16 protein-coding genes are annotated in these 19,191 nt (G+C 53.7%); all 16 read right to left on the reverse strand.

Going from position 1 to position 19,191, the window contains the following annotated elements:
- Window positions 1-13: 13 nt before the first annotated feature.
- Window positions 14-481: a GNAT family N-acetyltransferase gene (locus A6A26_RS19600; RefSeq protein WP_063880287.1), complete on the reverse strand. Its 468-nt coding sequence runs from the start codon at window positions 479-481 to the stop codon at window positions 14-16.
- Window positions 482-541: 60 nt separating this feature from the next.
- A complete protein-coding gene (locus A6A26_RS19605) occupies window positions 542-1,447 on the reverse strand; it encodes an alpha/beta hydrolase (protein ID WP_063880288.1) in 906 nt (301 codons plus the stop codon).
- 198 nt (window positions 1,448-1,645) lie between these two features.
- Window positions 1,646-3,103, reverse strand: a complete 1,458-nt coding sequence (gene nuoN / locus A6A26_RS19610; protein WP_063880289.1) for an NADH-quinone oxidoreductase subunit NuoN — start codon at window positions 3,101-3,103, stop codon at window positions 1,646-1,648.
- A 6-nt stretch (window positions 3,104-3,109) separates the two neighbouring features.
- Entirely contained in the window at window positions 3,110-4,630 is a 1,521-nt protein-coding gene (nuoM, locus tag A6A26_RS19615; protein WP_063880290.1) for an NADH-quinone oxidoreductase subunit M, read from the reverse strand.
- Between the two features lie 208 nt (window positions 4,631-4,838).
- Complete coding sequence (nuoL, locus tag A6A26_RS19620; RefSeq protein ID WP_063880291.1) at window positions 4,839-6,674, reverse strand: NADH-quinone oxidoreductase subunit L; 1,836 nt, start codon at window positions 6,672-6,674, stop codon at window positions 4,839-4,841.
- Window positions 6,671-6,973 carry an NADH-quinone oxidoreductase subunit NuoK gene (gene nuoK / locus A6A26_RS19625; RefSeq protein WP_013026506.1) on the reverse strand — a complete coding sequence of 101 codons (303 nt, stop codon included), beginning with the start codon at window positions 6,971-6,973 and terminating at the stop codon, window positions 6,671-6,673. The genes nuoL and nuoK overlap by 4 nt, the downstream gene beginning before the upstream one ends.
- Window positions 6,970-7,521: an NADH-quinone oxidoreductase subunit J gene (gene nuoJ, locus A6A26_RS19630; protein WP_063880292.1), complete on the reverse strand. Its 552-nt coding sequence runs from the start codon at window positions 7,519-7,521 to the stop codon at window positions 6,970-6,972. Before nuoJ ends, nuoK begins: the two co-directional genes overlap by 4 nt.
- Before the next feature lie 10 nt (window positions 7,522-7,531).
- Window positions 7,532-8,074: an NADH-quinone oxidoreductase subunit NuoI gene (gene nuoI, locus A6A26_RS19635; protein WP_006120020.1), complete on the reverse strand. Its 543-nt coding sequence runs from the start codon at window positions 8,072-8,074 to the stop codon at window positions 7,532-7,534.
- Window positions 8,075-8,085: 11 nt separating this feature from the next.
- Window positions 8,086-9,063: an NADH-quinone oxidoreductase subunit NuoH gene (gene nuoH / locus A6A26_RS19640; protein WP_063880293.1), complete on the reverse strand. Its 978-nt coding sequence runs from the start codon at window positions 9,061-9,063 to the stop codon at window positions 8,086-8,088.
- A complete protein-coding gene (gene nuoG / locus A6A26_RS19645) occupies window positions 9,060-11,783 on the reverse strand; it encodes an NADH-quinone oxidoreductase subunit NuoG (protein WP_063880294.1) in 2,724 nt (907 codons plus the stop codon). Before nuoG ends, nuoH begins: the two co-directional genes overlap by 4 nt.
- A 111-nt stretch (window positions 11,784-11,894) precedes the next feature.
- Window positions 11,895-13,235: an NADH-quinone oxidoreductase subunit NuoF gene (nuoF, locus tag A6A26_RS19650; protein WP_172823930.1), complete on the reverse strand. Its 1,341-nt coding sequence runs from the start codon at window positions 13,233-13,235 to the stop codon at window positions 11,895-11,897.
- A 2-nt stretch (window positions 13,236-13,237) separates the two neighbouring features.
- On the reverse strand, window positions 13,238-13,753 hold the full coding sequence (nuoE, locus tag A6A26_RS19655) for an NADH-quinone oxidoreductase subunit NuoE (RefSeq protein WP_006120024.1): 516 nt from the start codon (window positions 13,751-13,753) through the stop codon (window positions 13,238-13,240).
- A gap of 2 nt (window positions 13,754-13,755) precedes the next feature.
- Entirely contained in the window at window positions 13,756-15,555 is a 1,800-nt protein-coding gene (nuoC, locus tag A6A26_RS19660; protein WP_063880296.1) for an NADH-quinone oxidoreductase subunit C/D, read from the reverse strand.
- 117 nt (window positions 15,556-15,672) lie between these two features.
- A complete protein-coding gene (locus tag A6A26_RS19665; protein WP_063880297.1) occupies window positions 15,673-16,350 on the reverse strand; it encodes a NuoB/complex I 20 kDa subunit family protein in 678 nt (225 codons plus the stop codon).
- A gap of 15 nt (window positions 16,351-16,365) precedes the next feature.
- Entirely contained in the window at window positions 16,366-16,803 is a 438-nt protein-coding gene (locus tag A6A26_RS19670; RefSeq protein ID WP_063880298.1) for an NADH-quinone oxidoreductase subunit A, read from the reverse strand.
- Window positions 16,804-17,448: 645 nt separating this feature from the next.
- On the reverse strand, window positions 17,449-18,372 hold the full coding sequence (gene lrhA, locus A6A26_RS19675) for a transcriptional regulator LrhA (protein ID WP_013026515.1): 924 nt from the start codon (window positions 18,370-18,372) through the stop codon (window positions 17,449-17,451).
- Between the last annotated feature and the right edge of the window lie 819 nt (window positions 18,373-19,191).

The raw sequence follows: 19,191 nt of genomic DNA on the forward strand, positions 1-19,191 counted from the left end.
TGCACAGGCAGACTCATTCGCCAGCCTGTTCTGCTCTGCGCATATCAATATGGGCAATGCCATCTTCAAGATAGCTGTCGCTGACCGCCACAAAGCCATGTCGCTGATAGAAAGCCTGGAGATGCGCCTGGGCGGAAAGAAACAGCGAATGTCCTGGCCAGTGCTGTTCACAATTGGCTATCGCCTGCGCCATGAGTTGGTTTCCCAGATTCAGACCACGCGCCTTATCAGAAACGATAACGCGCCCGATGGTGACGTCTGCCTGCGGGCCATCCGGTGACAAGATGCGGGCATACGCGAGCAGTTCATCCTGCGCCATGCCCAACACATGGCGGTTATCGGCCTGCAAATCCAGGCCATCGACGTCCAGATAGGCACAGTTTTGCTCCACCACGAACACCTTGCAGCGCAGGACCAGCGCCGCATAAAGCTGCGGTACGGTTATGGCTTGCTGGTGAAGATCCAGCCAACTGATTTGCATCTCTTATCCTTATCACAATAGGCTGACTGCCCGGCGGCGCAATAATACTAATCTACAATGCTACCCTTTCTGCAGCCAGCGTTGATAATGCCCAGGCCAGGCGACGGTGGGCGTTCCGGGTTTTCCCATGCCAAACCCATGACCGCCCGTGAGATAACGATAAATCTCCACGTCAACCTGATGCTGTTGGCAGGCACGAGCCATAATCAGTGTGTTATGGGGATCGGAAACCGGATCGTCCTCGGCCTGGACCAGAAAAAAAGGGGGCGATGTTGATGTCACATAATTCTGCACTGACCAGGCTGCATCTTCTGCCGCCGTGGCATGCGCACCGACTAACATACGGTGTGTTGCCGTGTGCGTATAAGGCGCTTCCAGGGTGATGACCGGATAGATCAACGCAGCAGCATCAGCATAAGCGGGCGTGCTGTCCAGGGCATCCATGGCTGGGTAGCTGTGAAGCTGATGCCGGGTCACGGCCATCCCGAGCAGATGCGCACCGGCTGAAAAACCCAGCACCGTTAACCGCTTTGCCTGCGGCCTTAACAGCCGCAGCGCGCGCTGGGCGTCCTGTAAGGCCACTTCATTCCCATCAGTCCAGCCCTCACCGGGAAGACGGTAGCGCAGCACCGCTGCGGTATAGCCGCGTGCGGTTAACCAGCGCGCTGCAGGCCAGGACTCTTTTGCCATCTCAATGCGCTGATAGCCGCCGCCCCCGGCTATCAGAACAACATGACCGTTCGACACGCTGGGACTTAACACCGTTAAGGTCGGAATGGCGATATGACGTTGCGCCCCTGAAGGCAGCGTCTCGATCTGGCCTTCCGGTCCGCCGCCGCCCGGCGGTGTGCCAGGCCAGAGCGGCACCACCCTTTGTGAGTAAGCGGATGGCTGAGCCTGGGAAACGGTACTCCTGGCGGCAACCCATGCAGCTGCCAAACCTGTCAGAAAACGGCGACGATCCATAGCGGGTACTCCTGATAGCAAGGTATGGCCCATTTCAGCAGGAAACTATGGAAACAGAATGAAGATAGGCATTTTATAACGGGAAGGTGGACGCATCAGTAGGAGCAAGCGGGTTTGAACTGACCAAAAGGCTGACGGGACAGGCTCAAGGCAAAAAAAATCAGGCCCGGAGGCCTGATTCAGTGTAACGGCGTAAACTTACATCAGCGGCTGGGCCATTTGTACCAGTCTGATTAACGGCTGTGGATAAACACCCAACAGCAGCACCAGAATCGCAGAAATCAGCACCACAACACCACCGGCGGTGAAAGCCCAGTTCGCTGGCGTATCGCGGCTCAGCAGTTCTGGTGGACTGAGGTACAGACTGACGGTAACGCGCAGATAGTAATACAGGCCAATCGCACTACCGACTACGACCGCACCGGTCAGCCACCACAGGTGAGCACTGACACCTGAGGCAATAACGTAGAACTTACCGATAAAGCCCAGCGTCATTGGAATACCGGCCAGTGACAGCATCATTACGGTCATTACCGCAGACAGAATCGGACGATGCCAGAACAGGCCACGGTAGGAGTACAGTGAATCGGCGTCCGGGCCACGATACGGGCTCGACATCAGGCTCACGACACCAAAAGCACCCAGGCTGCTGAACAGATAACCCGCCAGGTAAACCCCAGAGGTTTCCAGCGACAGCTGATGATCTTTAACCGCAATCAACGCGACCAGCAGGTAACCCAAATGGGCGATAGACGAGTAACCCAGCAGTCGCTTGATATTGCTCTGCGAAATCGCCATCAGGTTACCGAACAGGATGGAAACAAAGGCGATAATGCCCAGTACCGTCCGCACGGCTTCGCTGTCCGTGACCGGCGCGTACATGAACAGACGCATGACAACACCAAAAATGGCAATTTTACTGGCGGTTGCCAGGAAGGTTGACACAGGTGCAGGCGCGCCTTGATACACGTCTGGCGTCCACAGGTGGAACGGCACCAGCGACAGCTTAAAGCCCAGACCGATAATCAGCATACCCAGGCCCACTAGCAACAGCGGTTCCTGAATCATGCTGTCAGTGAGGCTTTTGCCCAGGCTGACAAAGCCCAGGTTGCCGGAGTCAGCGTAAATCAGCGCGATACCAAACAGCAGGAAAGACGATGCTGCCGCCGACAAGATAGTGTATTTCAGGGCCGCTTCCAGAGAACGTTTCTGGCGGAACGCGTAACCAATCAACCCAAACAGCGGCAGAGACAGCAGTTCAATACCAATAAACAGCGACGCAAGGTGGTTAGAGGCTGACAGTACAATACCGCCCAGCGCGGCAATCAATACCAGCAGATAGAACTCGTCCTTGTTATCCGGGAATGTTGCCAGCCACGGATAGGCGAAGGTACAGGTTGCCAGGCTGGCCAGCATCACCAGTGCGGTATAGAACATCGAATAAGCGTCGACGCGCAACAGCGGCGTGACGTCCATCGCCCCGACATGGCCCACAAAGTAGAGTGACAGCAGAGCCAGGTTCAGGCCAACCACCGTTAGCGTGGCGTTAACAAAGTGGTTGCGTCGCCAGGCAATGGACAGCATCACAACCACCACCGTCAATCCGACGATTAACAGCGGCAGCAACGCGATCAATTGTTGAGGAGTTATTGTCATGGCGAATTACGGCCTTGTAGTTGAAATTGAAGCGGTAAACCACTGCTGAATATTGCTCATTGCAGCATGTGAGGTATCCAGAATCGGCTGTGGATAAATACCCAGCAGCACCAGCAGAACCACGAGCACGCCAATGGTCATGAATTCACGTGCCGACATTCCCGGCAGTGGATCTTTAGATTTCGCTTCACCGTAATAGGCACGCTGCATCATTACCAGCGAATAAACCGAAGCGAAAACCAGACCAAAGGTCGCAATCACAATAATGACAGGGACGATCTGGAAGCTGCCTGTGAGGATCATAAACTCACCCACGAAGTTACCGGTGCCCGGCATCCCCAGGTTGGCGACAGCAAAGAACAGTGATAAACCCGGAATCCATTTGATTCGCGACCACAGACCGCCCATCTGACGCATATCACGCGTGTGCAGGCGCTCATACAACTGTCCACACAGGATGAACAGTGCCGCCGCCGACAAACCGTGCGCAATCATCTGTACCACTGCGCCCTGCATAGCCAGCTGGCTACCGGTGTAAATCGCAATCAGCACAAAGCCCATGTGTGAAATCGAGGTGTAGGCAATCAGTCGTTTAATATCAGTCTGCGAGAACGCCATCCATGCGCCGTAGAAGATACCGATAATACCTAACCACATCGCGACAGGTGCAAACTCAGCCGAGGCGTTGGGAAACAGCGGCAGGCTGAAGCGCAGCAAACCATAGGCTGCGGTTTTCAGCAGAATACCCGCCAGGTCCACTGAACCGGCTGTCGGTGCCTGGCTGTGCGCATCCGGCAGCCAGCCGTGCAGCGGCACAACCGGCATTTTCACCGCAAACGCGATAAAGAAGCCCAGCATCAGCAGATATTCAACGGTGTGCGACATTGGCGTTTTCAACAACTGTTCGTAGTTGAAGGTCCAGACGCCGGTAGCGTTGTAATGAACAAACACCAGCGCCAGAATCGCAATCAGCATCACCAGACCTGACGCCTGGGTATAAATAAAGAATTTGGTGGCGGCGGTGATACGTGTCTTACCGTCCGATGCCTTATGTCCCCACAGTGCAATGAGGAAGTACATCGGCACCAGCATCATTTCCCAGAAGAAGAAGAACAGGAACATATCGATGGCAAGGAACACACCGATAACGCCGCCCAGAATCCACATCAGGTTAAGATGGAAGAACCCCTGATACTTCTCGATCTCGTTCCATGAACACAGCACCGCCATCAGGCCGAGCAGTCCAGTCAGCACCACCATTAACAGCGAAAGGCCATCAAGCGCTAAATGGAAATTAATGCCGAAACGAGGAATCCAGGGTACTGAGAAGCTCGATTGCCACTGCGGAATACCCGCTGCCTGCGTCAGTGAATAGCCACCCTGCAACCAGAGCTGCAGTGAAAGCGCCAACGTCAGCCCCATGGTGATCAGGGCAATCCAGCGTGGCACCTTCGCGCCGAAGCGCTCGGTGAGCCAGCAGATAAAACCACCGAAGAAGGGTATGAAAATTAGCCAAGGTAATAACACGGCATACTTCCCTTTTTTTTGTCCTGGCTCGGGCTATCTCACTTGCCCGTTTCGCCTCCGGCAGTGCTCGCATCCTCACGTACTTCAGTACGCTCCGGTTGCTGTGCGCTGGCGGTGGCGAAACGGACTGCGCCGATTACGCCCTTACATCAGACAATCTTTGACATTCTTAATGGGTAAGTTTTCACACCTACCCGCTCATCAATCTTTAAATTACCAGCAACAGGGCCAGAACCACGACGGCGCCCACGCTCATCGACGCCACGTACCAGCGCAGATAACCGTTTTCACTCACCACCAGACCTTTATTGGCGATACGTGAAAGCAACGCAGGCAGGTTCATCAAGCCGTTAAGCGGATCGCGTTTCAACAGCCACGCAATGCCCAGGTAAGGTTTGACAAACACTTTATCGTAGAGCCAGTCGAAGCCCCAGGCGGCGAACCACCAGGTGCCAAAGAACCGGCCCGGGCCGCTATTGGCGATGCGGGTAACCAGTTGACGCTTGCCCAGCCAGAGCGCGGCAGCAATAACGATGCCGGCAACGGCGACCAGACCAGAAGCGATCTCCAGCGTCACTTTACCGTTTTCACCAAACTCATTAGCCGGTAAAACACCCGCCAGCGGTGGGGTAATTAATGCGCCAATAAAGGTGGAGAGCACCAGCAGTACAATCAGCGGCAGATGATGGGTAATGCCTTTACCCGCATGAGCATGAATTTTCTCTTCGCCGTGGAACACGATGAAGATCATGCGGAAGGTATAGATTGAGGTCAGGAACGCCCCCACCAGACCCGCAACCATCAGGTTAAGATGACCGTTAGCCAGAGCACCAAACAGGATTTCATCTTTACTGTAGAAACCTGCGGTAATCAGCGGCAGTGCCGCCAGCGCCGCGCCGCCGACCAGGAAGCAGGTATAAACCAGCGGGATACTTTTACGCAGTCCGCCCATCTTAAAGATGTTCTGCTCGTGGTGGCAGGCCAGAATAACCGAACCTGAAGAGAGGAACAGTAAGGCTTTAAAGAAGGCGTGAGTCATCAGGTGGAAAATCGCGGCATCCCACGCCTGTACGCCCAGCGCCAGGAACATATAGCCAATCTGGCTCATGGTGGAGTAAGCGAGAACACGTTTGATGTCCGTCTGCACCAGCGCGGCAAAACCGGCAAGCACCAGGGTAATGGCACCGATAATGCCGACCAGATGCAGCACTTCAGGCGTCAGCAGGAACAGGCCATGTGTGCGGGCAATCAGGTACACACCCGCCGTCACCATGGTCGCGGCGTGAATCAGTGCCGATACCGGGGTTGGACCTGCCATTGCATCCGCCAGCCAGGTCTGTAAAGGCAGCTGGGCAGATTTACCGACCGCACCGCCTAACAGCATCAGGGTCGCCCACTGCAGCATGTGATTGTCGGCGGCAAAGTGTGCCGGTGCCAGTTCAACCATTTCGCGGAAGTTGAGCGTACCCAGTTCGTTGTAAAGAATGAACAGGGCAAAAGCCAGAAACACATCGCCGACGCGCGTGATGATAAAAGCTTTCATCGCCGCTTTGCCGTTTTCTGGATTGCTGTAGTAGAAGCCAATCAGTAAGTAGGAGCACAACCCTACCCCTTCCCAGCCCAGATACATCAGCATCAGGTTATCCGCCAGCACCAGAACCACCATGCTGGCGATAAACAGGTTGGTATAGGCGAAGAAGCGGGAATAGCCCTCTTCTCCGCGCATGTACCAGGAGGCGAACATATGGATCAGGAAACCGACGCCGGTGACCACCGACAGCATGGTCAGTGACAGGCCATCCAGGGTCAGATTGACCTGGATGTTGAAATTGCCCACGTGAATCCAGGTCCACAGCGCCTGAGTGAAGACCTGCTGCCCGTTAGCAAAGAAGTCGAAGCCAACAAAAACGGTCGTCAGTGCGGCTAACCCCACCGATCCCATTCCCACAGCAGCCGATAAATTTTCTGACCAGCGACCACGGGAAAACGCTAACAGCAAAAAACCGATTAGCGGAAACAAGACAGTTAAATAGAGAAGATTCATCCGCGCATCTCGCTCACAATATCAATGTTCAGCGTCTGACGACGACGATAGAGCTGAAGCAGCAGGGCCAGACCAATACTGGCTTCCGCTGCGGCGAGGCTGATTGCCAGAATATACATCACCTGACCATCGGCCTGTCCCCAGTAGCTGCCCGCGACGACCAGTGCCAGGGCCGCAGCGTTGATCATGATTTCAAGACTGATCAGCATAAACAGCAGGTTACGGCGCAGTACCAGCGAGGTCAGTCCAAGGACGAACAGCACCGCGGCCAGAATCAATCCATGTTGTAACGGAATCATGCTTGCTCCTTATTCGCCTGCGCGGCTTCGTTTGAACGGTTGCTCAGCACTTCACCCTGACGCTCTTCGCGTCCCAGATGGAAGGCCACAACCAGACCGGCCAGCAGCAGCATTGACGCCAGTTCAACCGCCAGGACATAAGGGCCAAACAGGCTAATACCGACCGCTTTTGCGTCGATGATTTTACCGTCAATGCCCTGGTCATGCGCTGTCATGATGGCGTAAATCATGACCGCTAGCAGCAGAAACGAAACCAGTCCGGGACCAATCCACAATGACGGGCTCAGCCATTCGCGTTCCTGTTTTTCAGTGGCTTTGCCCAGATTGAGCATCATCACGACGAACACGAACAGCACCATAATGGCACCGGCATAAACGATGATTTCCAGCGCACCGGCAAAATAGGCACCCAGGGAGAAAAAGACGCCAGCCACCGATAACAGCGAAACGATCAGGTACAGCAACGCATGTACCGGATTAGTGTGGGTGATAACGCGTAACGTCGTCACTACCGCCACCAGTCCGCAAAGATAAAACGCAAATTCCATGCCTTGCTCCTTAAGGTAATAAGCCTTTGACGTCGATTGGTTTCGCTTCGTTTTCAGCGTCACCTTTATCTTTACCGTCAATCGCCATACCTGCCATGCGGTAGAAGTTGTATTCCGGATATTTACCCGGCCCCGAGATCAGCAGGTCTTCTTTCTCATACACCAGATCCTGACGCTTGAACTCGCCCAGTTCGAAATCCGGCGTCAGCTGGATAGCGGTGGTTGGGCAGGCCTCTTCACACAGACCGCAGAAAATGCAGCGTGAGAAGTTAATGCGGAAGAACTCTGGATACCAGCGACCGTCTTTTGTTTCGGCCTTTTGCAGTGAAATACAGCCTACCGGGCAGGCTACTGCACAAAGGTTACAGGCAACGCAACGCTCTGCCCCGTCGGGATCGCGGGTCAGTACAATACGACCACGATAGCGTGGTGGCAGGTAGACCGGCTCTTCCGGATACATCTGGGTTTCGCGTTTCGCGAAGGCATGCATGCCTATCATCCAGATACTGCGCACTGTCGTGCCGAAGCCTACGACAATATCTTTTAATGTCATTTGTTTACCCCTTACTGCGCTGTATACAGAATGACTGCGGCGGTTGCCAGCAGGTTCAACAGCGTCAACGGCAGACACACTTTCCAGCCGAACGACAGCACCTGGTCATAGCGTGGACGCGGAAGCGCAGCACGAATCAGGATGAACATCATCATAAAGAACGCCGTTTTCAGGGCGAACCAGATGAATGGCGGCAGGAAAGGCCCATGCCAGCCACCGAAGAACAGCGTAACAATCAGCGCTGAAACGGTGGTAATCGCAACGTATTCGCCCACAAAGAACAGGCCAAACTTCATACCGGCATATTCAATGTGGTAACCGTCGGCCAGTTCTTGCTCAGCTTCTGGCTGGTCAAACGGATGACGGTGGCACACTGCGACGCCCGCAATACAGAAGGTCAGAAAACCAAAGAACTGCGGGATGATGTTCCACAGGTGCGTCTGGCTGTTGACGATATCGGTCATATTGAACGAGCCCGCCTGCGCCACTACGCCCATCAGCGACAGCCCCAGGAACACTTCATAACTCAGCGTCTGGGCAGAAGCACGCATGGCACCTAACAGCGAGTATTTGTTGTTACTCGACCAGCCAGCAAACAGCACCGCATAGACCGCCAGGCCAGCCATCATCAGGAAGAACAGCAACCCGATGTTCAGGTCAGTGACGACCCAGGTCGGTGATACCGGTACGATGGCAAACGCCAGCAGCAGTGACACAAAAGCAATCACCGGCGCCAGGGTAAAGATAAAGCGGTCTGTAAAGGGGGGAACCCAGTCCTCTTTAAAGAACATCTTGATCATGTCAGCAACCAGCTGCAAGGAGCCGCCCCAGCCCACGCGGTTTGGTCCGTAGCGGTTCTGGAACAGACCAAGCAAACGACGCTCGGCGAAGCTCATAAACGCACCACAGCCCACGACAACCAGCAGAATCACCAGCGCTTTAACCACGGCGATCAGAATGTCGATAACACCCGGAGTTAACCAGCTCATTGCGCCGCCTCCTGCAGAGAATCAATTTTTGCATTCGCCAGGAATGGCGGCACGCCTGGCAGACCGAGTGGAAGGCCCACCTGCCCTGCCTGCAGCGAAGAAGAGAAGCGCACAGGTAAGCGAACGGTTTCACCGGCACAGGTTAATTCCACGGATGCGCCGCTGTTCACGCCCAGCTTAGCCGCATCATCCGGGTTCAGCACCAGGGTCGGTGCCGACATACGCTGTTGGATTACCGGCGCACGCTGCGTCATCTCTTCACTACCAAACAACTGGTAGTAAGGGGCGACACGGAACTGACCGGTGGTGGCATAAGCACCTGGTACGCTGCTGAACCAGGCTAACTGCGCCTCACTGGCTTCAAACAAGCGAACGCCGGGATCGCCGTGACGCAGTTTACCGCCCACTTCATCCTGGAATTTGTTCCATGCCTGAGGTGAGTTCCAGCCGGGTGCCCAGGCAAACGGAATCTGCGAACGCGGTGCGCTTGGCTGGTTGTTCCCTTCCATAGAGAAGGCAAACATGGTGTCCTGATCCTGTGGCTGACGCGGCTCATGCACGCTGATATTAGCGCGCGCGGCGGTACGCCCACTGGCACGATGCGGTGAACGCGCCAGTTTCTGACCACGAATACGGAAGCTGGCATCCGGTGCAGCTTCTTTAATGCCTTTAAGCTGTGGCAGGCTGGCGACCACGGCATCAATAACATGATCGAGCTGCGTCCAGTCAACGTGACGGCTTTCCAGCGCGCTGTGCAGTGAATGCAGCCAGCGCCAGCTTTCAAGCATCACGATGCTGTTGTCGTAATAGGCTGGATCGTAGACCTGGAAGAAACGCTGTGCGCGGCCTTCATGGTTAATCGAGGTGCCGTCACTTTCAGCGAAGCTGGCAGCGGAAAGAACCAGTCCGGCTTTTTCCAGCGTGGCGGTGCGTTGATGATCAACCACGATCACATTAGCGGCATGATTCAGCGCGGCATCGACCTGCGCTTTTGGCGCATGACGATAAAGATCGTTTTCCAGCACGACGACCGCATCGGCTTCGCCGCTTTGCAGCTGCTCCAGCGCGTGGTCCAGGGTATGTCCGCCCATCAGGCCCAGTCCCATGCTGTTCGCATGGCTTGCCATTAAGGTGATACCCACCTCTGCGCCGCGTGCTTTAAGCGCTTTCGCCACGTTTGCTGCGGCTTCAATCATGGCGCTGCTGCCGGAGTGGACGCCGGAGATAATCAGGGGCTTTCTCGCACCCGCCAGAGCCTGTACCACCACATCCAGCTTGCCGTTCAGCGCAGGGTCGAAATCGCTTACGGCCGGGGCGGTTTCGTCCAGCGCATTGGCGATGGCAAACCCAAGACGCGCCTGATCTTCCACTGGGGCACGGTAGCTCCATGCGGCAATATCATCGAGACGCGTTTCATCGACGTTGGTAACAAAGAGTGGATGCTTAGCGTGCTGACCGATATTCATGATGGCCGCGATTTGCCAGTCTGCGACTTTCTGCGCAGCGGCCATTTCACGGGCCTTGCCTTTCACCGCCTGACGAACAGACAGGGCAACGCGCGCGCCGACCTGCGTCAGGTCTTCACCCAACACCAGCACCGCGTCATAGCTTTCAATTTCGCGCAGCGACGGCGTATAAATCCCACCTTCGCGCAGCACTTTTAACAGCAGTTCAAGGCGCTCCTGCTCACCCGCAGGCATACCGGTAGAGAAGTTTTCGGCCCCGACCAGTTCACGCAGCGCAAAGTTACTCTCGATGCTGGCGCGCGGTGAGCCAATACCAATCACGCGTTTCGCCTGACGCAGAACGTCAGCACCGACGTTCACCGCCTGCTCTGCATTCAACGTTACGCGGTCGCTGCCACGTAACTGAACCGGATGATGAGGACGATCTTTCAGGTTCACATAACCGTAACCAAAGCGACCACGGTCACACAGGAAATAGTGGTTAACGCTGCCGTTATAACGGTTTTCTATGCGGCGCAGTTCACCATAGCGCTCACCCGGGCTGGTGTTACAACCCACGCTGCACTGCTGGCAGATGCTTGGCGCGAACTGCATATCCCATTTACGGTTATAGCGTTCAGAGTGGGTTTTATCGGTGAAGACGCCGGTTGGGCAGATTTCGACAAGGTTACCGGAAAACTCGCTTTCCAGCGTGCCGTCTTCCGGGCGGCCGAAGTAAACGTTGTCATGGGCACCATAAACGCCCAGATCGGTGCCATCAGCATAATCTTTGTAGTAACGCACGCAGCGATAGCAGGCAATACAGCGGTTCATTTCATGCGAAATGAACGGGCCAAGATCCTGATTGCGATGGGTGCGTTTGGTAAAGCGATAGCGACGGAAGCTGTGGCCGGTCATCACCGTCATATCCTGCAGATGACAGTTACCGCCCTCTTCACATACCGGACAGTCGTGCGGGTGGTTCGTCATCAACCACTCGACCACGCTTTCACGGAACTCTTTCGCTTCGCCATCATCAATAGAGATGAAGGTGCCATCAGACGCCGGCGTCATACAGGACATGACAAGGCGGCCGCGGGTATCTTCAGCGTTCTGGAATTGCTTTACCGCACACTGGCGGCAGGCACCCACGCTTCCCAGCGCCGGATGCCAGCAAAAATAAGGAATATCAAGGCCCAGAGACAGACATGCCTGTAGCAGGTTGTCCGCTCCGTTCACATCATATTCTTTACCGTCTACATGGATTGTAGCCATAGTGACATGCTTCCGTAAGGCTCGTCATAAACGAGCGTTAATCAAATTCTTGTCCCTGCACACTGCAGCAGGAACGGCGGCACAGGGCCAGCTCCCGTGGATAACGGCGAATTACCAGCGCGCTTTCAGCAGGTTTGGCTGAATACCACCGATAGCTCGGGTATTACCAAACACCTGCGGCGCAATGCCGGCTTCAAACTCTTCACGGAAATATTTAATGGCGCTTTGCAGCGGTTCGACGGCACCAGGTGCGTGAGCACAGAAGGTTTTGCCCGGGCCGAGCTGGCGGCAAAGCTGCTCCAGGGTTTCGATATCCCCCGGCTGGCCTTTTTTCTGCTCCAGCGCGCGGAGGATCTTCACGCTCCACGGCAAACCATCACGGCATGGCGTACACCAGCCGCAGGATTCGCGAGCAAAGAACTCTTCCAGGTTGCGCACCAGTGAAACCATATTGATTTCATGGTCGACGGCCATAGCCAGGGCAGTACCCAGGCGGCTGCCTGCTTTACCGATACTGGCGAACTCCATCGGCAGATCCAGGTGCTGATCGGTCAGGAAGTCTGTTCCTGCACCGCCCGGCTGCCAGGCTTTGAAGCGCAGGCCATCGCGCATGCCGCCCGCATAGTCTTCAAGAATTTCTCTGGCAGTGATACCAAACGGCAGCTCCCAGACGCCGGGGTTTTTTACCCGACCTGAGAAGCCCATCAGTTTCGTACCGGCATCATCGCTCTTTGACAGGCCCTGATACCATTCAACCCCGTTGGCCAGAATAGCTGGCACGTTTGACAGCGTTTCAACGTTGTTGACGCAGGTCGGTTTACCCCAGACGCCTGCGCTCGCCGGGAAAGGTGGCTTAGAACGTGGGTTAGCACGACGCCCTTCCAGCGAGTTGATCAAGGCCGTTTCTTCACCACAAATGTAGCGGCCGGCACCTGTGTGCACGATGAGTTCGAAATCGAACCCTGAGCCCAGGATATTTTTACCCAGTAAACCGGCTTCGGTGGCTTCGGCGATAGCGCGGCGCAGGTGCACCGCAGCTTCAATGTATTCGCCACGCAGGAAGATATAGCCACGGTAAGCTTTCAGGGCAAACGCACTGATCAGCATGCCTTCCACCAGTTGATGGGGCATTTGCTCCATCAACAGGCGGTCTTTATAGGTGCCCGGCTCCATCTCATCGGCGTTACACAGCAGGTAACGGATGTTCATGGATTCGTCTTTCGGCATCAGGCTCCACTTCAGACCGGTAGAGAAGCCTGCACCACCACGTCCCTTCAGGCCGGAATCTTTCACCAGCGCCACGATCTCATCCGGTGCCATGCCTTTCAGGGCTTTTTCTGCACCGGCATAACCGTTTTTACTGCGATACTCATCCAGCCAAACGGGCTGCTGATCGTCACGCATGCGCCAGGTCAGGGGATGGGTTTCGGCAGTACGAATGATCTGTTTAATTGTCATTGATACTGCTCCAGCAAAGAGGCGATGCCTTCCGGCGTCAGATGAACGTGCGTATCTTCATCCACCATCATGGTTGGGCCTTTATCGCAGTTACCCAGGCAGCAGGTTGGCAGCAACGTAAAGCGACCATCGGTTGTCGTCTGACCCGGCTTGATATTCAGGTTTTCTTCCAGTGCAGCCTGAATTCCCTGAAAACCCGTAATGTGGCATACCACGCTGTCGCAATAGCGGATCACATGGCGGCCAACCGGCTGACGGAAAATCTGGCTATAGAAAGTGGCAACACCTTCTACGTCGCTGGCCGGAATACCTAACACTTCTGCAATGGCGTGAATTGCGCCGTCGGGTACCCAGCCGCGTTGCTTCTGCACGATTTTCAGCGCTTCAATTGACGCGGCGCGTGCATCTTCGTAATGGTGTTTTTCGTGCTCAATCGCATGGTGCTCTTCCGCACTCAGCACGAAGACCTCGTTGGGGTCGATCGTTTTAATAGCAATGTGTTGATCGTGCATAATTAGCGGTCCACGTCTGACATAACAAAGTCGATACTACCGAGGTACACGATTAAATCGGATACCAGGCTGCCACGGATTACCGAAGGAATCTGTTGCAGGTGCGGGAAGCTCGGCGTACGCACACGTGTGCGATAGCTCATCGTGCTGCCATCGCTGGTCAGGTAGTAACTGTTAATCCCTTTGGTCGCCTCAATCATCTGGAAGGATTCATTGGCCGGCATAACCGGGCCCCATGACACCTGCAGGAAGTGAGTGATCAGGGTTTCAATGTGCTGCAGCGTGCGCTCTTTCGGCGGCGGCGTGGTCAGCGGATGATCCGCTTTAAACGGCCCTGCCGGCATGTTGTTCAGGCACTGCTCAAGAATACGCAGCGACTGCCACATCTCTTCCATTTTCAGCTGCACGCGCGTGTAGGCATCACTGATGCCGGCACCCACGGGCACGTCGAAGTCGAAGTTTTCATAGCCTGAATATGGCCGCCATTTACGCACGTCAAAATCAAGACCGGTCGCGCGCAGAGCCGCACCTGTGGTGCCCCATGCCAGCGCTTCTTCCATATTGTAGGCCGCCACACCTTGTGAACGTCCCATCAGTACCGTGTTGCGCAGCGCCGCTTTGTCATACTCTTTCAGGCGCTTCGGCATCCAGTCCAGGAAGTCACGCAGTAAGCGTTCCCAGCCATTCGGCAGGTCGTGTGCCACACCGCCAATACGGAACCAGGCCGGGTGCATACGGAAACCGGTAATCGCCTCAACCACGTCATAGATTTTCTGGCGGTCGGTAAAGGCAAAGAACACCGGTGTCATGGCACCGACGTCCTGAATAAAGGTGGAGATGTACAGCAGGTGACTGTTAATGCGGAACAGCTCGGAGAGCATAACGCGAATCACATTAACGCGGTCAGGGACAACGATACCGGCCAGTTTTTCTACCGCCAGTACGTAAGGCATTTCGTTGACGCAGCCACCGAGGTACTCGATACGGTCGGTGTAAGGAATGTAGCTGTGCCAGGACTGACGTTCGCCCATCTTCTCCGCGCCACGGTGGTGATAACCAATGTCCGGGACGCAGTCGACGATCTCTTCACCATCCAGCTGCAAAATGATGCGGAAAGCACCGTGCGCGGAGGGGTGGTTTGGACCGAGGTTGAGGAACATAAAGTCTTCATTGGCGGTGCTGCGTTTCATGCCCCAGTCTTCAGGCTTGAACGTCAACGCTTCCATTTCCAGATCTTCTTTCTGCTTCGTCAACGTAAAAGGATCGAACTCGGTCGCGCGCGCGGGATAATCCTTACGCAGCGGATGCCCTTCCCAGGTCTGCGGCATCATAATGCGCGTCAGATGCGGGTGACCATCAAAGGTGATGCCAAACATCTCCCAGGTTTCGCGCTCGTACCAGTTGGCATTGGCGAAAGTAGTGGTGATGGTCGGCACATGCATATCGTTTTCGGATAAAGCCACCTTGAGCATGATGTCGCGATTGCGTTCAATCGACAGCAGGTGGTAGAAAACGGAAAAATCCGCGTCAGGTAAACCTGCGCGGTGGGTACGTAAACGTTCGTCCATGCCGTGCAGGTCATAGAGCATGACGTACGGCTTAGGTAATTTACGCAGGAATGTAATGATTTCCAGCAGCTGTTCACGCTTTATCCACACCACCGGAATACCGGTGCGGGTGGCCTGAACGGTAAAGGCATCCGGCCCAAAACGATTACGCAGCTCGCCAATCACCGGATCATCCAGGTGATCGCGGGTTTGCCATAGTGGCTGAGCGAGATCTTGCGTGGTCAAATCTGTCATACGTTACTCACCATTCCGGCCTGATAACAGGCGCTCAAATGAAGGCGTCAGGATGGTGCCATGCATTAATTTGTGATGTTGTCTGCTGCAGGCACGAATTCCATCCATACGGTTAACTTAAACTTCGTCTGGTGTACGCAGGTTGGTTACTGCAATACGTTCGCCACGCTTACGTTCACGCTCAGGCTGCATATTGGCACGATAAACGCCCTGATCACCGACCACCCACGACAGGGGACGACGCTCTTTGCCAATCGACTCCTGCAGCAGCAGTAGCGCCTGCATATAGGCTTCAGGACGCGGCGGGCAGCCTGGGATATAAACGTCAACCGGCAGGAACTTATCCACGCCCTGCACGACAGAATAGATATCGTACATGCCGCCTGAGTTGGCACAGGCACCCATGGAAATGACCCATTTCGGCTCCAGCATTTGATCGTACAAACGCTGAATCACCGGGGCCATTTTGGTAAATGGCGTACCGGCGATCACCATAAAGTCAGCCTGACGTGGAGAAGCACGCATAACCTCAGCACCAAAGCGCGCCACATCGTGCACGGCGGTGAAAGAGGTCGTCATCTCAACGTAGCAGCAGGAAAGACCAAAGTTGTACGGCCACAGGGAATTTTTACGTCCCCAGTTCACCATGTCGTGCAGGGCATGTTCGAGCTTGCCCATGTAAACGCTGCGATGAACGTGCTGCTCCAGCGGATCGCTGACGATTTCCTGCTTTTGCAGAGGGTAACGGTCGTTCTCACCACCGTTTGGGTCTATGCGGGTGAGCGTATAGTCCATCTTATTGCCTCTCTTTTACTGCTTGTGAGGATTGGTGTGACTTACCGTGGGAGTTTTAACCACGATTCGGCGGCGTGCAGGCGTCCAGTCCAACGCGCCAATGCGCACCAGATAAACCAAGCCCGCCAGGAGCACCAAAATGAAAATTGCGGCTTCCGCAAAGCCGATCCATCCACTTTCGCGGATTGAAGTCGCCCATGCGTATAAAAAGAGAGCTTCTACGTCGAAGATAACGAAGAACATCGCCACCAGGTAGAATTTTGCTGACAAGCGGAGGTGAGTATCACCGACAGATTCAATGCCGGACTCAAAAGGTGTGTCTTTGTAACGGGCACGCGCTCTGCCGCCAAGCAGCCATCCTCCGGTTAACATAAACGCACAGAGGCCAAATGCAATGACGATAAAAACGACGAATGCCCAATGCTGAGCGATGATTTCGGTGGTAGTTGACATACTCTTTGCTTACTCATCAAAAGTGGCGCTGGCATCCTGCTCGGGTTCTGGCAGCAAACTCACCACATCGATTCAAAGGGAAGGATAAAAACCTTACAAATTTTGCTGTTACTCTGGAATAAGCAGCAATTTTATGGGGTTTTTTACTCCTTTCTATAACCTTTTGTCAACTTAGACAAAAGTATCCAAACTTTATTTTACACCTGCATCATATTATTAACATATGATGCGCGTGTTTCCAGCTAAATCGCTTCAGTCTGTAAGGGTAATTTTAGTGTAGCGGGTATTTGCGCGCATGGATCGTGCATTTAACCCCCATATTTTGACAGGATTTTCAGGCTTTTCCTTCCCTTTGGAATGGCTATTTTGTTGATCCAGAACACAGAATTATCTTTTTTGTGTTAAATTTCAGCAGTTATCAGACTGATTCGAATCAACTATTTCACATTTTACAGGCGTCCTTCTCTCACGTCCGCTCGATTGCGGGTGGCTGACAGCAAGTAAAGACAACCCCTCGAAAATCGGTTTTATTGCGCAAGAAAAAGCCTAAAAAAAAGCCCCCTGTCCTTTTTACAGGACAAGAGGCGTATTTACAGAGGTTATCGTGCTGCTAAATTGCGCATTTTTTGCAAAAGAATGCGGTATTTACTCTTCATCATCCAGCAACAATGTGCCATCGGCATTGGCCACCATGTTGTAAGGATCGTGCGTAGACTGCATAGCATTAAAGATCGCCAGCGCCAGCTCGTTATCACTGTCAGCATTGCGACACAGCAGGTATTGCGTATCAGGTAATACCGGTAAGCCTTCAGCTGCACCCATGACACGTAATTCCGGGCTCATCATTTCTACCGGACGCGCCGTTACACCTAATCCTGCTTTCACCGCAGCGCGCACGGCCGCCAGGGTTGATGCAACGTAGGAGATACGCCACGGAATACCGGCTTCATTAAGATGGTCAATCGCCATATCGCGGTACGGGCTTGGCTCATCGAGTAATACCAACGGAATCGCTTCCCCACGCTGGAACACGTAATCCGCCGCGCAGTACCACAAGGTCGGCGACGTGCGCAGGACCTGGTGAGTAAAGTTACCCGGGCTGGAGGTCGTGACAACTAAATCGACTTCGCCCTGGTTCAGCATTTCCATCATAAAGGGATTGCGTTTCACGCGAACATCAATCGCCAGTTTTGGATAGACAGAGGTCACGCGGTTTAACAGGAATGGCAGAATGGTGTCGGACGTATCGTCAGAAGCGCCAATCGTCAGTACGCCCTGGATGTTGCTGTACATCAGGGAAGTACAGGCTTCATCGTTAAAACGCAGGATTTTCCTGGCATAGCCCAGAAGCTGAATACCGTGTTCTGTTAACAACTTGTTGCGGCCATGTCTGGCAAACAACTCTTTACCAACCAGTTGTTCCAGACGTTGCATCTGCTGACTTACTGCCGATTGCGTTCTGCACACCGCAGCAGCGGCGGCTGCAAAGGTGTTCAAATCAGCAACAGCAACAAAAGTTCGGAGCAGATCGAGATCGAGATTGAGTATCGGACGATTTGCATTAGTCATGTTTTTTTCTTCACTTATTAGATTTTTAAGAACTACTATCCTGGTGTTATTACATGCTTATCAAAGCGATAAGCGGTAATGATGCTTCATGGCGTCCCGGCAAAGGGCCGACATAAAATTTACTTACGGAGGAAGACGGAACTTCCCTGCAAAACAAGGAAACCGGCTCCTGAAGACAGAGACAACTTCTGTGCCGAAGGCACGGGATGCAAAAATGCGGGAAGCTGTGTAGTTGTCTTTTTTCTACCCCCAAAATGCGGTTAAGCAGGGGTAAACAGGTCTGGAATACGCTAACGGTGTGTAGCGTTTAATCTCATCAAATAGTAAATTATACTTAATCATTTTTGACCGCAAAATGGAAATGTTTTTATGAAAAGCATTGCATATTTTGATCAAATCGCATCTTACATTCATCCTTGTCCCTCCTGAGCGGACGTAACCTGCCGGAAAACAGTAAATACGACTTTTCATTGTCGAAACATGCATTGAAGATGCTCTGCATTATTTCTGTCGGTCTTAATAATCGTTAAAAAAACCTTAGATATAAATGCGTTAACATCAAGAGCAACCGTTGTTTTTCAGGTTACTCTGATTAACTGCGGTCAAAGCCGCGCAAATTTTATGCATTAATAAAGCATAATTAAACTATTTCGCTCATGACGCATTGCGCAGACTCAGATTGTGTCACGGCCTTCAGGTTCATTATCGGCATAATAAAAGCAGACATTACCCAGCGCTCAATTTTTACTCACAGAACAATAAACCAGGAAAGCCTTATAAACCAAACGTTTCAACCGGACTGCATGATAACCAATATGC

Source organism: Pantoea sp. OXWO6B1 (assembly GCF_001641135.1).
Lineage (GTDB): Bacteria > Pseudomonadota > Gammaproteobacteria > Enterobacterales > Enterobacteriaceae > Pantoea > Pantoea allii.